The sequence below is a fragment of the Mycolicibacterium houstonense genome (assembly GCF_900078665.2).
In the GTDB taxonomy this organism is placed as follows: domain Bacteria; phylum Actinomycetota; class Actinomycetes; order Mycobacteriales; family Mycobacteriaceae; genus Mycobacterium; species Mycobacterium houstonense.
The window spans coordinates 2,357,874-2,372,766 of record NZ_LT546207.1; the positions used below are offsets into that span (position 1 = coordinate 2,357,874).

Genomic DNA, 14,893 nt, shown 5'->3' on the forward strand with positions numbered 1-14,893 from the left:
CCGGGAGCGACGCCCGTACAGACGGTGTTAATCCGGACGAGCGGCGGTCACCTTGCGCTTAGCGCCCGCGAGATTGGGCAGCCCACTACGGTGGGTATCAGACGCGACGAGGCGAGTGAACCAGAGGCAGCCGCTTGACCGTTGACGACGTGAGGAGTGGATGGGTGGCCGGTCGTATCGGAATCGACGATGTCGCGCCAGTGGTTCTCGGCGGACAGTTCCCGGCAAAAGCCGTCGTCGGCGAGGTGGTGCCGGTGCGGGCGACGGTCTGGCGGGAAGGGCATGACGCGGTGTCGGCCACCCTGGTGGTCCGTTACCTCGGCACGGACTATCCGCGACTGGCCACCGGTCCGGGCACCGCATCGGTGCCGGTGCCCATCGATACGGTCGTGCAGCCGGCCCCGCGGATCAAACCGCAGGCGTTGCCGATGGCACAAGGCGAAGTCCCTGATGTTTTTCATGGCCAGTTCACCCCCGACAGCGTGGGGTTGTGGACCTACCGGGTCGACGGCTGGGGCGACCCGCTGGCCACCTGGCGGCACGCGGTCGAGGCCAAGCTCGGCGCCGGCCAGAGCGAGGCCGAGCTGTCGAACGACCTGCTGGTCGGCGCGCGCCTACTGGAGCGCGCCGCCGCCGGGGTCCCCCGCAAACTGCGCGATCCGCTGATCGAGGCGGCCGCGGCGCTGCGCACCCCCGGTGACCCGTTCCTGCGGGCAGGCGCAGCGCTGTCGGAGGAGGTCACCGAGCTGCTGGAGCAGTATCCGCTGCGCGAGTTGGTCACCCGCGGTGAGCAATACGGGGTCTGGGTGGACCGGCCCCTGGCCCGGTTCTCGGCGTGGTACGAGATGTTCCCGCGATCCACCGGCGGCTGGGACAAGGCCGGCCATCCCGTCCACGGCACGTTCGCCACCGCCGCCGAGCAACTGCCCCGGATCGCCCGGATGGGTTTCAACATCGTCTACCTGCCGCCCATCCACCCGATCGGCAAGGTGCACCGCAAGGGCCGCAACAACGCCGTCACCGCCGGGCCCGGCGATGTCGGGTCACCGTGGGCCATCGGCAGCGACGAGGGCGGCCACGACGCCGTGCACCCGGCGCTGGGCACCATCGAGGATTTTGACGCCTTCGTGTCGGCGGCCCGCGCCCAAGGCGTCGAGGTGGCGCTGGACCTCGCCCTGCAGTGCGCGCCGGATCACCCATGGGCCGCAGCACATCCGGAGTGGTTCACGGTCCTGCCCGACGGCACCATCGCTTACGCCGAGAACCCGCCGAAGAAATACCAGGACATCTACCCCCTGAACTTCGACAACGATCCCGCCGGTCTCTATCACGAGGTGCTGCGGGTGGTGCGGTTCTGGATCTCACACGGGGTCAAGGTCTTTCGCGTCGACAATCCGCATACCAAGCCGCCCAACTTCTGGGTCTGGCTGATCGCCGAGGTCAAGAACGAGGACCCGGACGTGCTGTTCCTGTCGGAGGCCTTCACCCGGCCGGCCCGGCTGTACGGGCTGGCCAAGCGCGGATTCACCCAGTCCTACACGTATTTCACCTGGCGTACCAACAAGTGGGAACTCACCGAGTTCGGCAACGAGATCACCGCCAACGCCGACAACGCACGACCCAGCCTGTGGGTCAACACGCCTGACATCCTGCACGAATCGCTACAGCACGGCGGTCCGGGCATGTTCGCGATCCGCGCGGTGCTGGCCGCCACGATGAGCTCGTCGTGGGGCATGTACTCGGGCTTCGAGCTGTTCGAACACCGGGCGGTTCGAGAGGGCAGCGAGGAGTACCTGGACTCCGAGAAGTACGAACTGCGCCCCAGGGACTTCGCGGCAGCGCTGGCCGAGGGACGCTCGCTAGAACCGTTTGTCACCCGCCTCAACGAGATCCGCCGTCTGCACCCGGCGCTGCGCCAGCTTCGCACCCTCCATTTCCACCACGTGGACAACGATGCACTGCTGGCCTACAGCAAGTTCGATCCCATCACCGGGGACACCGTGCTCGTGGTGGTCACGCTCAACCCGTTCAGCGCCGAAGAGGCCACGTTGTGGTTGAACATGGAGGCGCTGGGTATGGAATGGCATGACCGGTTCTGGGTACGCGACGAGATCACGGGCGAGGAATACCAGTGGGGGCAGTCCAATTACGTGCGCATCGACCCCACCAAGGCGGTGGCACACGTGCTGAACATGCCGCTCGTACCCTATGAGCAACGACTGGGCTTGCTACGCAGGGAATGAGATCACGATGACGAGAAGCAATCACCTGACCGACACGCATCTGCGACCCGACCCAGCCGACATCCAGCGACTGGTGATCGGCCAGCACCATGATCCGCACTCGGTGCTCGGTGCTCACGAATATGCCGGGCGCACCGTGATCCGGGCCTACCGGCCCCACGCCGCCAAGGTGGTTGCGGTGATCGGCGGGGACCGTTACCCGTTGCAGCACATCGAATCCGGGCTTTTCGCGGTGGCCGTGCCGTTCACGAACCTGGCCGACTACCGTCTGGAGATCGGCTATCCGGGCGCCGACGACACCATCTTCACCCACACCACCGCCGACGACACCATCTTCACCCACACCACCGCCGACGCCTACCGGTTCCTGCCCACCCTCGGTGAACTCGATCTGCACCTGTTCGCCGAGGGGCGCCACGAGCGGCTGTGGGAGATCCTCGGGGCCCACCCGCGCAGCTTCACCACGCCCGACGGAGTCGTGGACGGCGTCTCATTCGCCGTGTGGGCGCCGAATGCCAAGGGCGTCAGCGTGATCGGTGACTTCAACCACTGGGACGGCAACGAGGCCCAGATGCGGGTGATGGGCAGCTCGGGCGTCTGGGAGTTGTTCTGGCCCGGGTTCCCTGCCGACGGCTTGTACAAGTTCCGGGTGCACGGGGCCGGTGGCGTCACCACCGACCGGGCCGATCCGATGGCCTTCGCCACCGAGGTGCCCCCGCAGACCGCATCGCGGGTCACCACCAGTTCCTACACCTGGCGTGACGGCGAGTGGATGACCCGGCGCGCCGCACAGAACCCGGTGTTCGAGCCGATGAGTACCTACGAGGTGCACCTGATGTCCTGGCGTCCGGGGCTCAGCTATCGGCAATTGGCCACCGAACTCACCGAATACGTTGTGGAGCAGGGATTCACCCACGTGGAGTTGCTCCCCGTCGCCGAGCATCCGTTCGGGGGATCGTGGGGTTACCAGGTCACCTCCTACTACGCGCCGACGTCCCGGCTGGGCACGCCCGATGATTTCCGGTACTTGGTCGACAGCCTGCACCAGGCCGGGATCGGCGTGATCGTGGACTGGGTGCCGGCCCACTTCCCCAAGGATGCCTGGGCGCTGGGCCGTTTCGACGGCACGCCGCTCTACGAGCATTCTGACCCCAGGCGGGGCGAACAGCTGGACTGGGGCACATATGTTTTCGACTTCGGCCGGCCCGAGGTACGCAACTTCCTGGTCGCCAACGCGCTGTATTGGCTGCAGGAGTACCACGTCGACGGCCTGCGGGTGGACGCCGTCGCCTCGATGCTCTACCTCGACTACTCACGCCCCGAGGGCGGCTGGACGCCCAACATCCACGGCGGTAGGGAGAACCTGGAGGCCGTTCAGTTCCTGCAGGAAATGAATGCCACGGTGCACAAGCTGAGCCCGGGCATCGTCACCATCGCCGAGGAGTCCACCTCCTGGCCCGGCGTCACCCGGCCGACAAACCTTGGCGGCCTTGGCTTCTCGATGAAGTGGAACATGGGCTGGATGAACGACACGCTGGACTACGTCAGCCACGATCCGGTACACCGCAGTTATCACCACCATGAGATGACGTTCTCGATGCTGTACGCATTCAGCGAGAACTATGTGCTGCCGATCAGCCATGACGAGGTGGTGCACGGCAAGGGCACGCTGTGGGGCCGGATGCCGGGCGACGATCACGCCAAGGCGGCCGGGCTGCGCAGCTTGCTCGCCTACCAGTGGGCCCACCCGGGCAAGCAGCTGCTGTTCATGGGCCAGGAATTCGGGCAGCGAGCCGAGTGGTCGGAGGAGCGCGGGCTGGACTGGTTCCAGCTCGACGAGCAGGGCTTTTCCGGCGGTGTGCAGCGGCTGGTGCGTGACCTCAACGGGATCTACCGCCGCCACCCGGCGTTGTGGAGCCGCGACACCAGCCCCGAGGGCTACTCGTGGATCGACGCCAACGACTCGGCCAACAACGTGCTGAGCTTCCTGCGGTTCGGCTCCGACGGTTCGGTGCTGGCCTGTGTGGTCAACTTCGCCGGCAGTGAGCACAGCGAGTACCGGCTGGGCTTGCCACACGCCGGCGCCTGGCAAGAAGTGCTGAACACCGACGCGACCATCTACAACGGCTCAGGCATCGGCAACCTGGGCGCCGTGCAGGCCACCGACGAGCCGTGGCATGGCCGTCCCGCGTCGGCGGTGATGGTGTTGCCGCCGCTGGCGATGCTCTGGTTCGAGCCCGCCTGACGGGCTCTAGTACAGCGCGTTGGCCAGATTGCGCCGACCCGCGACCACCTCGGGGTCGGCCGGGTCGAACAGGTCGAACAACTCGACGAGCCGGGTCCGCACCTTGGTCCGGTCGTCGCCTGCGGTGCGCTTGATCAACGCGATGAGCCGATCGAAGGCCGCCGATACCTGTTGGGCGAGGATCTCGGCGTCGGCCGCGGCGAATGCGGCCTCGATGTCGTCGGGCGCCGCGTCGGCGGCTGCCACCGCATCGGGGCGCTGTGCGCTGGCCCGCTCCAGGAACGCGATCTGGCGCACGGCGCCCTTGGCCTCGGTGTGGTTGGGCTGGGCGTCCAGAATCGCCTGATACGCGGTGCGCGCCGCTGCGAAGTTGCCCTCGTCCAGGTGCGCTCGGGCTGCGGCCAGCTCGGGGTCGACCTGATCGGGCTCGCCGTCACCGCCACCGGTCAGCTTGCCCGCGGTCGCTTCGAGCAGCGAATCGATCCAGCGCCGTAGCTGGTCGGCCGGCTGCGTGCCCTGGAAGCTGGCGACCGGCTGGCCGCCGGCGAGCGCCACCACCGTCGGCACACCCTGGATGCCGAACATCTGCGCCACCCGCGGGCTGGTGTCGACGTTGACCAGCCCCAGCGACCACTTGCCGCCGTCGGCGTCGGCCAAGCCCGCCAGGGTGTCCCCCAGCGCCAGGCTGGCCTCGCTGCGCGGCGACAGCAGCAGCACCACCACCGGGACCTGACCGGACCGGACCAGCACCTCGGCCTCGAAGTTGGCCTCGGTGACCTCGGTGACGTTCGGGCCGCCGGGTGCACCGGGGCTGTCGCCGGCCGCCGTGGGCCGCTGCTTGAGTGCCGAGAGATCAACCGCACCGGCCAGCGCCGGGCCGACAGAAGGTCGTGGACGAGTCACGCCATCAAGTCTGTCACGTCGTTTCCGGAACAGCCCCGCCCGGTTGCACCGCCGCCGTCGCTGCCGCACCCGGTTCCAGCCGGGCGGTCCGGTCGGCCCACATGACGAAGATCACACTGCCCAATGGCACGATGCTGGCCAGCAACGCCAGAACCCAGGTGCGGATGTCCCACTTGCGGGCGACCCCGACCAGAATCGCGGCGATCACGAATGCGACGAAGATGCCGCCGTGGATCGGCCCGAACACCTTGACACCGATCTCGGTACGGGGACTGCCGAGGTACTTGAAGTACATCCCGACCAGCAGGCCTGCCCAGCTGAGCGCTTCAGCGAGGGCGATCAGCCGAAACCAGCCGGGGATCGAGCGCAGGTCGAATGAGCTTGTCATGGGCGCCATTGTGCCCGACCCGCCGGCTGGCTACTACACGCTGTCGTTGATTGCTGTCAGCGACGCAAGATCAGGGCATCGCCCTGGCCACCGGCGCCGCAGAGAGCGGCCACCGCGTAGCCGGACCCCTTGCGGGCCAGCTCCAGCGCCGCGTGCAGCGTGATCCGGGCGCCCGACATGCCGATCGGGTGGCCGATCGCGATCGCGCCGCCGTTGACGTTCACCTTGGCCGGGTCCACGCCCAATTCCTTGGTCGAGGCCAATGACACCGCGGCGAACGCCTCGTTGATCTCCAGGACGTCCAGCTGGTCGACGCTGATGCCCTCACGCTCGACGGCCTTCTTGATCGCGTTGGCCGGCTGGCTCTGCAGTGTCGAGTCCGGGCCGGCGACCACGCCGTGCGCCCCGATCTCGCACAGCCAGTCCAGGCCGAGTTCCTGCGCCTTGGCCTTGCTCATCACCACGACGGCCGCGGCACCGTCGCTGATCTGCGACGACGAGCCGGCCGTGATGGTGCCGTCCTTGCGGAACGCGGGCCGCAGGCCGGCCAGCGATTCGGCGGTGGTGTTGGCGCGGATGCCCTCGTCCTCGGCGAATTCGATCGGGTCGCCCTTGCGCTGCGGGATCGACACGGGAACCACCTCGTCGGCGTACACCCCGTCCTTCCAGGCGGCGGCGGCCTTCTGGTGCGACTGGGCGGCGAATTCGTCCTGCTCGGCGCGGGTGAACTTGTCGGTGTCGTTGCGCTGTTCGGTGAGCGCACCCATCGGCTGGTCGGTGAACACGTCGTGCAGACCGTCGTAGGCCAGGTGGTCGACCAGCGTCGCATCGCCGTACTTGTAGCCCTCGCGGCTCTTCGGCAGCAGGTGCGGGGCTTGGCTCATCGACTCCTGCCCGCCGGCGACCACGACGTCGAACTCACCGGCCCGGATGAGCTGGTCGGCCAGCGCGATCGCGTCGATGCCCGAGAGGCACATCTTGTTGATGCTCAGCGCGGGCACGTCCCAGGGGATTCCGGCGGCCACCGCGGACTGGCGAGCGGGCATCTGACCGGCCCCCGCGGTCAGCACCTGGCCCATGATCACGTAGTCCACCAGCGAAGCATCGACCTTCGCCTTCTCCAGAGCGCCCCGGATCGCGATCGCGCCCAGGTCACTGCCGGAAAAATCCTTCAGCGAGCCCATCAATCTGCCGACCGGAGTCCGTGCTCCAGCAACGATCACCGACGTGCGAGCTTCCGCAGTCATTTCCTACCTCCAAAGCCAGGGTTGAAGAGCTGTGTGGGCGATCACACATGCGCAAACGTTCAGGTTGAGGTTACCGTTACGTTATGACCGCCGATCAGGTTGATGCCCGTCCCGCACTCGCTTCCGCGCTGGTGACGGCGATCGATCACGTCGGTATCGCCGTGCCGGATCTGGATGCCGCCGCCAAGTGGTACCACGACAACCTCGGCATGATCGTCCTGCACGAGGAGATCAACGAGGAGCAGGGCGTGCGCGAGGCCATGCTCTCGGTGCGCGGCGCCCCCAAGGGCAGCGCCCAGATCCAGCTCCTGGCCCCGCTCGACGAGAAGTCGACGATCGCCAAGTTCATCGATCGAAGCGGCCCCGGCCTGCAGCAGCTCGCCTACCGGACCAGCGACATCGACGCCCTGAGTGAGCGTCTGCGCAGCCAGGGCATTCGGCTGCTGTACGAGGCCCCTCGTAAGGGCACGGCCAACTCGCGCATCAACTTCATCCACCCCAAGGATGCGGGCGGCGTGCTGATCGAGCTGGTCGAGCCGGCCGCCGATTCAGAGCACTAAGACCATCTCCGCGTCGGGCCCCGATTAGCCCGGTTCGTCCAGCAGGCGGTATGCCAATGCCTGCGGTCATCGACATCACCGACATCGATCGGCAGCACCACCACGTGCGTGGTGCCCACGCGGATCTCATGGTCACACCCGGGACATCGGTAGACCTTCACCGCACGCGATGCGTTGACCACCCGGACCTCGTAGTCGAAGCCGTCGGCACCGGTCTCGACGCGCCGGGTCGGCAGTGGCGCGAACCGCCGGTGCTCGCGACGCCTACGAGGCATCAGAACAGCCGGTATTCGTCGCTGTCCATTCCCCGCATCTGGTCATAATCCAAAGTCACACAACGAATTCCACGATCGGTGGCCAACGTCCGGGCCTGCGGCTTGATCTGCTGGGCGGCGAACACCCCGGTCACCGGCGCCAGTACGGTGTCTCGGTTGAGCAACTCGAGGTAGCGCGTCAGCTGCTCCACCCCGTCGATCTCGCCGCGGCGCTTGATCTCCACGGCAACCGAGCGGCCCAACTCATCGCGGCACATCAGATCCACCGGGCCGATCGCGGTCGGATACTCGCGGCGCACCAGGGTATAGCCGGCGCCGAGTAGCTCGACGTGTTCGGCCAGCAGTGCCTGCAGATGAGCCTCCACCCCGTCTTTCACCAGACCGGGATCGATGCCGAGTTCATGGCTGGAATCGTGCTCGACGTCCTCGACGGTGATGCGCAGCTGCTCACCGGCCTTGTTCTCGACCACCCAGAGCGGCACGCCGTCCCGGTCGTCCTCGACCAGCCAGCAGGGCGGGCTCATCCAGTTCAACGGCTTGTAAGCGCGGTCGTCGGCGTGGACGCTGACCGATCCGTCGGACTTGAACAACAACAACCGGCGGGCCGACGGGAGGTGGGCGGTCAACCGCCCGACGTAGTCGACGGTGCACTGGGCAATCACGAGGCGCACCCGATCCACCTTAAGGGCATCCGCGACGAACTAGGCTGACGCCACAATGAACTCCGACAAATCGCTGGCACGGCGGCTGGGCCGGGTGCTCGAAGGCGTCACCCGCCAGAACAGCAGGCTCCCCACCACGCCGGAATACGGATCGTGGGTGCTGGGCCGGGTGTCGGAGAGCCAGCGGCGCCGCAGGGTGCGCATCCAGGTGATCCTCACGACGTTCGTGATCTTTGCGAACCTGCTCGGCATCGCCATCTCGCTGATCATCGTCACCCTGCTGTTCCCGTCGCCGGCCGTGTTCGATCCATCGGTCCGTTGGATCACCTTCATCGTGGCGCCGGCCTACATGGCCACGGCGCTGATCGTCGGGGTGTTCTGGGCGACGACGCGGGTGATCGACAACGTGCGCTGGGCCCTAGAAGAACGTCCGCCCACCGTCGCCGATCAACGGAACACCTTTTTCGCACCCTTCCGGTTGACCCGCGTGCTGCTGATCCTGTGGGGCCTCGGTACCGCGTTGCTGACCACGCTCTACGGTCTCGTCGACACCAATTACATTCCGAAGTTCCTGCTGGGCATCAGTTTTCCCGGCATCGTGGTGTCCGTCAGCTGCCACCTGTTCACCGAGTTCGCGCTCCGGCCGGTGGCCGCGCAGGCCCTGGAAGCCGGCCCGCCACCGGCGCGGCTGGCTCCCGGCATCATGGGCCGCACGATGGTGGTGTGGGCACTGAGTTCCGGCGTGCCGATCCTGGGCATCATGCTGGCGGCGATGTTCGCCGTGACGCTGAACAACCTGACGCCGACCCAATTCGCCTATGCCGTCATCGGTCTCGGCTCGTTCGCCCTGGTGTTCGGCTTTCTGCTGATGTGGATCCTGTCGTGGCTCACCGCCACACCGATCCGAGTCGTGCGCGCCGCCCTCAACCGTGTCGAGCAGGGTGACCTCAATACCAATCTCGTGGTGTTCGACGGCACCGAACTGGGCCAGCTGCAGCGCGGATTCAACTCGATGGTGCACGGGCTCCGCGAGCGCGAACGGGTCCGCGATCTCTTCGGCAGGCACGTCGGCCGCGAGGTGGCCGCGCTGGCCGAGCAGGAGAAGCCCGTCCTCGGCGGTGAGGAGCGCCACGCCGCAGTGATTTTCGTCGACGTGATCGGATCGACGCAGTTGGTGACGACGCGGCCCGCGGTCGAGGTGGTCGACCTGCTCAACCGGTTCTTCGCGGTGATCGTCGACGAGGTCGACAATCACCGCGGCCTGGTGAACAAGTTCGAGGGCGACGCGATCCTCGCCGTATTCGGTGCGCCGGTGTCGCTGGACAATGCCGAGGACGAAGCGCTGGCCGCCGCCCGGGCGATCGCGCGGCGGCTACGTGCGGAGGTGCCCGAACTCGAAGCGGGCATCGGAGTTGCGGCCGGCCAGGTGGTGGCGGGCAACGTCGGCGCCAAACAACGGTTCGAGTACACGGTGATCGGCGAGCCGGTCAACGAGGCGGCGCGGCTCTGCGACTTCTCCAAGCAGGTACCAGGACATCTCGTCGCCTCGTCGGACACCATCGCCAACGCATCCGAAACCGAAAGGGCGCGTTGGTTGCTCGGCGAATCCGTGACGTTGCGCGGCCTGGGCGAGCCGACCCGGGTGGCCGTGCCCGCCTAATCGGCACCCAACTGCCGAGCCGCCTCGAGCGCCTGGTCGACGGTGCGGAACACTATGCCGTCATAATCATCGCGCCGATCGGCCGGCACCAACCTGCCATCCGGGTCGACGAGGAAGGCCTCCTTGCCTGCGGCCAATAGGCCGGCCCGCATGCCGGTCAGCATCCTGCGCGCGGCATCGTCGATGTCATCGACCCGGGTGACGTCGAGCACGGCCGCGTCGTAGCTCCCAGAATCTTGCTGGGCAGTACGCAGCACCTGTTCGGCCCCCGCGAACAACAGGTCGCCCTGGACCTCGTACACCCGCACGCCCGGGCCCACGTCGAACACCGCCCGCAATGTCGCCGACGACTCGCGACTGACGGTGAGAAAGTGCAATCCCAGCTGCGAGGACAGGTTTCGGCACACCTCCACCCCGCGGACACTGTTGCCGCGGGAATCCAGGCGGGGTGAGTAGACACCGATACCGAGCTGCCCAGGGAGCACCGCGACGATGCCACCGCCGACCCCGCTCTTGGCGGGCATGCCCACGGCGCTCACCCAGTCCCCTGCCGCGTCGTACATCCCGCACGTCACCATCACGCTCAGCGTGCGACGCACCACGTTCGCATCCACGATTCGGCGACCGGTCAACGGGTTGAACCCGCCTCGCGCCAGCGTTGCCGCCATCCGCGCCAGGTCCGTGCTGGTCACCTTGACCGAACACTGCCGAAAGTAGACGTCGAGAACCTCATCCGGATCACCTTCGAGCACACCGAAACTGGCGAGCATGTAGGCGATGGCCCGGTTGCGATTCCCGGTCGCCTTCTCCGATGCGTACACGCCCGAGTCGACATCAAGACTGCGGCCGGCGCATGCCGAGTAGAACTGGTGGATCCGATCGAAACGCTCGTCGGCGTCGGCCCCGGGGATCAGCGAAACCGCAGCGATGGCACCGGCATTGATCATCGGGTTCTTCGGCGTCTTGGTGACTTTGTCGACGCTGATCTCGTTGAATGCCTCACCGGAGGGTTCTACACCGATCCTGGAGTCGACGGCCTCCTGGCCGAGCTGATCCAATGCCAACGCGTACGTGAACGGCTTCGATATCGACTGGATGGTGAATTCCAATGCGCTGTCGCCGGATTCATACACGAAACCATCGGAGGACGACAAGCTCAGCCCGAATCCGTCGGGGTCGACATTGGCGAGCTCCGGGATGTAGCTTGCCGGGGCGCCGTCGCGCAGGTCGATCTGCTCGGCACGAATCTGGTCCAGGTACTGCTGCACCAGCGCGGCCACGAGATGCAGTCTAGTCGGGCACGGCGCCGCACTACGATGTCGTTTTTCCGCTAGTCGTGGACCGTCGGGCGTGCCATCGTTGAGGACATGCACGAGGATTTCGACCGCTGCTACCGCGCCGTCCAGTCCAAAGACGCGCGGTTCGACGGCTGGTTCGTCACCGCCGTGCTCACCACGGGCATCTACTGCCGCCCCAGCTGCCCGGTGCGGCCGCCATTCGCCCGCAACATGCGTTTCTATCCGACGGCGGCCGCCGCCCAGGCTGCGGGCTTCCGCGCCTGCAAGCGGTGCCGGCCCGACGCCTCCCCGGGCTCACCCGAGTGGAATGTGCGAGGCGACGTCGTTGCCCGGTGCATGCGGCTGATCGCAGACGGGACCGTGGACCGCGAAGGTGTGACGGGGCTGGCCGGCCGGATCGGCTACACCACCCGGCAGTTGCAGCGCATCATCCAGGCCGAGCTGGGCGCCAATCCCCTGGCGCTGGCCCGCGCCCAACGGGCCCAGACCGCCCGGGTCCTGATCGAAACCACCGAATTGCCGTTCGCCGACGTGGCATTCGCCGCCGGGTTCGCCAGCATCCGTCAGTTCAACGACACCGTCCGCGCGGTGTGTGACCTGACGCCGACGCAGCTGCGGGAGCGCGCTCGCCAGCGGTTCGCCGCCGATGCCTCGGCATCTCCCGGGGTGCTGTCGCTTCGGCTGCCGGTGCGGACGCCGTTCTCCTTCGAGGGGGCGTTCGGCCATCTGGCCGCCAGTGCCGTGCCCGGCCTGGAGGAAGTGCGTGACGGCCAGTTTCGGCGGACCTTACGGCTGCCGCATGGCCATGGTGTGGTCGGCCTGGCCCCACAGCCCGACCATGTGCGATGCCAGCTGGTGCTCGACGACTTCCGCGACCTGTCGGCGGCCATCGCCCGGTGCCGGCGCCTGTTGGACCTCGATGCCGATCCCGAGGCGGTCGTGGAGACGTTGCAGGCCGATCCAAGCCTCGCCGCGGTGGTGGCCAAGGCGCCCGGGCAGCGCATCCCGCGCACGGTGGACGAAGCCGAGTTGGCGTTGCGGGTGGTGATCGGCCAGCAGGTGTCGATCAAGGCGGCGCGAACCCATGTGGGGCGTCTTGTCACCCGGTACGGAACACCGATCACTGACGAGGCGGGTGCGTTGACGCACGTGTTCCCCAGTAACGCCGATCTGGCCAACCTCGACCCCGACCACCTGGCCATGCCTGCGTCAAGACGCCGAACGGTGGCCGCCCTGGTCCGGGCGATCGCCGACGGTGAAGTCGTGCTCGACCCGGGCTGCGACTGGGACCTGGCGCGTGAACAACTGCTTGCCCTCCCCGGAGTAGGGCCGTGGACCACCGAAGTGATCGCCATGCGGGGTCTGGGCGATCCAGATGCCTTCCCCGCCACCGACCTCGGGGTCCGGGCAGCCGTCGCCTCCCTCGGCCTTCCGCCCGGCGGTCTGGTGGAGCACAGCACCCGATGGAGACCCTGGCGCGCGTATGCGACACAACACCTCTGGACCACACTGGACCACGCGGTGAACGACTGGCCCCCGCACGATCAACAGGAGAAGTCATGACGACCCTGCAATGCCGCACCGTGGACAGCCCGGTAGGTCTTTTGACCTTGGCCGGCCGCGACGGACGCCTGATGCACCTGCGCATGGTCGATCAGACGTATGAGCCGAGTCGGACGGGCTGGGAAACCGACGACTCCGCCTTCCCGGAAGCCGTCGAACAGTTAGCCGCATACTTCGCCGGCGAACTCACCGAGTTCGACCTCGAGCTGGACATGGTTGGGACACAGTTTCAGCGCCGGGTGTGGGAAGCACTGCGCACGATTCCATACGGGGAAACGTGCTCGTACGGCGAGATCGCCCGCCAGATCGGTTCACCGGCCGCTTTTCGCGCGGTGGGTCTGGCCAATGGCCACAACCCGATCGGGATCATCGTGCCCTGCCACCGCGTGATCGGCGCCAATGGCAGTCTCACCGGGTACGGCGGCGGGCTCGACCGTAAGCGAGCATTGTTGGAATTGGAGAAAAGCCGGACGACGCCGGCGCTTTTCAACTGAGCGTCGAGGGGGTTCTCAATTCGCCGATTGAAAATCCCCTCAATACACAAATGCCCGAGCCCCCCAATCGAAATTGGAGGGCTCGGGACTTAATTTGTGTTCGGCGGTGTCCTACTTTTCCACCCGTGTGGGTAGTATCATCGGCGCTGGCAGGCTTAGCTTCCGGGTTCGGGATGGGACCGGGCGTTTCCCTGCCGCTATGGACCGCCGTAACTCTATTCACTCGTTTGTGAGTGCAAATCCTGTGTGTTTTGGTGGTGGGGTGCGGTGCACTCCGATCACACGAGGTGTGGGTGTTTATGGATGTGGTTGCGAGGCGTGTGCAATAACCAATTNCTAGATCACTCTGCTGCTTCACCGGATGCAGGACGCTCCCCTACCCAGCCATAAATGGCTGCCGCGGCTTCGGCGGTGTGCTTGAGCCCCGCTACATTATCGGCGCACAATCACTTGACCAGTGAGCTATTACGCACTCTTTCAAGGGTGGCTGCTTCTAAGCCAACCTCCTGGTTGTCTTCGCGACTGCACATCCTTTTCCACTTAGCACACGCTTAGGGGCCTTAGCCGGCGATCTGGGCTGTTTCCCTCTCGACGCACGGAGCTTATCCCCCGCCGTCTCACTGCCACACTCTTGGACTTGTCGGCATTCGGAGTTTGGCTGACGTCAGTAACCCTGTGGGGCCCATCGGCCATCCAGTAGCTCTACCTCCAACAAGAAACATGTGACGCTGCACCTAAATGCATTTCGGGGAGAACCAGCTATCACGGAGTTTGATTGGCCTTTCACCCCTACCCACAGCTCATCCCCTCAGTCTTCAACCTAAGTGGGTTCGGGCCTCCACGCGGTCTTACCCGCGCTTCACCCTGGCCATGGGTAGATCACTCCGCTTCGGGTCCAGAACACACCACTACACCACACACTATTGTGTGGATACGCCCTATTCAGACTCGCTTTCGCTGCGGCTACCCCACCCGGGTTAACCTCGCGACATGTCCCTGACTCGCAGGCTCATTCTTCAAAAGGCACGCCATCACCCCACGACAAAGTCGAAGGCTCTGACGGATTGTAAGCGCACGGTTTCAGGTACTATTTCACTCCCCTCCCGGGGTACTTTTCACCATTCCCTCACGGTACTAATCCGCTATCGGTCACTGGGAAGTATTCAGGCTTACCGGGTGGTCCCGGCAGATTCACAGCAGATTTCACGGGCCCGCTGCTACTCGGGAACACCGTTCAAGGTAGATGTCAGGTTTTCACGTACCGGGCTCTCACCGTCTACGGCAGGTCATCCCAAACCACTTCCGCTAACCACAACATTTTCTCACTACCCTCCAGCCAGGTAGAACTGGAAAAA

At 66.0% G+C, this 14,893-nt stretch carries 12 protein-coding genes, 1 rRNA gene and 2 other annotated features (1 of these 15 running past the window's edge); of the genes, 6 read left to right on the forward strand and 7 right to left on the reverse strand.

Annotation, left to right across the window (positions count from 1 at the left end; all coding sequences use genetic code 11):
* Positions 1–164 precede the first annotated feature (164 nt).
* Both BN4332_RS11790 and glgB read left to right on the forward strand, forming a co-directional pair.
* Complete coding sequence (locus BN4332_RS11790) at positions 165–2,243, forward strand: alpha-1,4-glucan--maltose-1-phosphate maltosyltransferase (RefSeq protein WP_066898618.1); 2,079 nt, start codon at positions 165–167, stop codon at positions 2,241–2,243.
* 7 nt (positions 2,244–2,250) lie between these two features.
* Positions 2,251–4,488, forward strand: coding sequence for a 1,4-alpha-glucan branching protein GlgB (glgB, locus tag BN4332_RS11795; RefSeq protein ID WP_066898619.1), 2,238 nt, complete (start codon positions 2,251–2,253; stop codon positions 4,486–4,488).
* A 6-nt stretch (positions 4,489–4,494) separates the two neighbouring features.
* Here the strand turns inward: glgB and BN4332_RS11800 are convergent, their stop codons facing one another.
* From BN4332_RS11800 to BN4332_RS11810, 3 genes are read right to left on the reverse strand one after another with little or no spacing between them, the layout of a single operon-like run.
* Positions 4,495–5,391, reverse strand: a complete 897-nt coding sequence (locus BN4332_RS11800; protein ID WP_066898620.1) for a tetratricopeptide repeat protein — start codon at positions 5,389–5,391, stop codon at positions 4,495–4,497.
* 13 nt (positions 5,392–5,404) lie between these two features.
* Positions 5,405–5,788 (reverse strand): DUF3817 domain-containing protein, encoded by a 384-nt coding sequence (locus tag BN4332_RS11805; protein WP_096866886.1) that lies wholly within the window; start codon positions 5,786–5,788, stop codon positions 5,405–5,407.
* A gap of 47 nt (positions 5,789–5,835) precedes the next feature.
* Positions 5,836–7,026: an acetyl-CoA C-acetyltransferase gene (locus BN4332_RS11810; protein WP_066898621.1), complete on the reverse strand. Its 1,191-nt coding sequence runs from the start codon at positions 7,024–7,026 to the stop codon at positions 5,836–5,838.
* Between the two features lie 83 nt (positions 7,027–7,109).
* Between BN4332_RS11810 and mce the strand changes: the two genes are divergently transcribed.
* Positions 7,110–7,586, forward strand: coding sequence for a methylmalonyl-CoA epimerase (gene mce / locus BN4332_RS11815; protein WP_066898622.1), 477 nt, complete (start codon positions 7,110–7,112; stop codon positions 7,584–7,586).
* Here the strand turns inward: mce and BN4332_RS11820 are convergent.
* Positions 7,583–7,861, reverse strand: a complete 279-nt coding sequence (locus tag BN4332_RS11820) for an Rv1322 family protein (RefSeq protein WP_066898623.1) — start codon at positions 7,859–7,861, stop codon at positions 7,583–7,585. The two genes, mce and BN4332_RS11820, sit on opposite strands and share 4 nt — an antisense overlap.
* Entirely contained in the window at positions 7,861–8,532 is a 672-nt protein-coding gene (gene nucS / locus BN4332_RS11825; RefSeq protein ID WP_066898677.1) for an endonuclease NucS, read from the reverse strand. The genes BN4332_RS11820 and nucS overlap by 1 nt, the downstream gene beginning before the upstream one ends.
* Positions 8,533–8,578: 46 nt before the next feature.
* Between nucS and BN4332_RS11830 the strand changes: the two genes are divergently transcribed.
* Positions 8,579–10,183 (forward strand): adenylate/guanylate cyclase domain-containing protein, encoded by a 1,605-nt coding sequence (locus tag BN4332_RS11830; RefSeq protein WP_066898624.1) that lies wholly within the window; start codon positions 8,579–8,581, stop codon positions 10,181–10,183.
* On the opposite strand, the gene glsA is transcribed toward BN4332_RS11830, so the two are convergent.
* Entirely contained in the window at positions 10,180–11,463 is a 1,284-nt protein-coding gene (gene glsA / locus BN4332_RS11835; protein WP_066898625.1) for a glutaminase A, read from the reverse strand. The two genes, BN4332_RS11830 and glsA, sit on opposite strands and share 4 nt — an antisense overlap.
* Positions 11,464–11,550: 87 nt before the next feature.
* On the opposite strand from glsA, the gene BN4332_RS11840 reads away from it, so the two are divergent.
* Together BN4332_RS11840 and BN4332_RS11845 are read left to right on the forward strand one after the other, a co-directional pair.
* Positions 11,551–13,044 carry a DNA-3-methyladenine glycosylase 2 family protein gene (locus BN4332_RS11840; RefSeq protein ID WP_066898626.1) on the forward strand — a complete coding sequence of 498 codons (1,494 nt, stop codon included), beginning with the start codon at positions 11,551–11,553 and terminating at the stop codon, positions 13,042–13,044.
* The gene (locus BN4332_RS11845; protein WP_066898627.1) at positions 13,041–13,538 is read left to right on the forward strand and encodes a methylated-DNA--[protein]-cysteine S-methyltransferase; all 498 of its coding nucleotides are present in this window, start codon (positions 13,041–13,043) and stop codon (positions 13,536–13,538) included. Before BN4332_RS11840 ends, BN4332_RS11845 begins: the two co-directional genes overlap by 4 nt.
* A gap of 98 nt (positions 13,539–13,636) precedes the next feature.
* Here BN4332_RS11845 and rrf read toward each other — a convergent pair.
* Positions 13,637–13,750, reverse strand: a 5S ribosomal RNA gene (gene rrf / locus BN4332_RS11850).
* 106 nt (positions 13,751–13,856) lie between these two features.
* Positions 13,857–14,599 (reverse strand) — a sequence feature (23S ribosomal RNA rRNA prediction is too short).
* A gap of 7 nt (positions 14,600–14,606) precedes the next feature.
* Positions 14,607–14,893: a sequence feature (23S ribosomal RNA rRNA prediction is too short), on the reverse strand; it runs 315 nt beyond the window's last position.

Bases quoted from the DNA above. Each gene is read 5' to 3' on its own strand.
- BN4332_RS11810 (WP_066898621.1), bottom strand. From the start codon at position 7,026: ATGACTGCGGAAGCTCGCACGTCGGTGATCGTTGCTGGAGCACGGACT.
- BN4332_RS11840 (WP_066898626.1), top strand. From the start codon at position 11,551: ATGCACGAGGATTTCGACCGCTGCTACCGCGCCGTCCAGTCCAAAGAC.
- BN4332_RS11820 (WP_066898623.1), bottom strand. From the start codon at position 7,861: ATGCCTCGTAGGCGTCGCGAGCACCGGCGGTTCGCGCCACTGCCGACC.
- BN4332_RS11830 (WP_066898624.1), top strand. From the start codon at position 8,579: ATGAACTCCGACAAATCGCTGGCACGGCGGCTGGGCCGGGTGCTCGAA.
- BN4332_RS11845 (WP_066898627.1), top strand. From the start codon at position 13,041: ATGACGACCCTGCAATGCCGCACCGTGGACAGCCCGGTAGGTCTTTTG.
- mce (WP_066898622.1), top strand. From the start codon at position 7,110: ATGACCGCCGATCAGGTTGATGCCCGTCCCGCACTCGCTTCCGCGCTG.
- BN4332_RS11805 (WP_096866886.1), bottom strand. From the start codon at position 5,788: ATGGCGCCCATGACAAGCTCATTCGACCTGCGCTCGATCCCCGGCTGG.
- glgB (WP_066898619.1), top strand. From the start codon at position 2,251: ATGACGAGAAGCAATCACCTGACCGACACGCATCTGCGACCCGACCCA.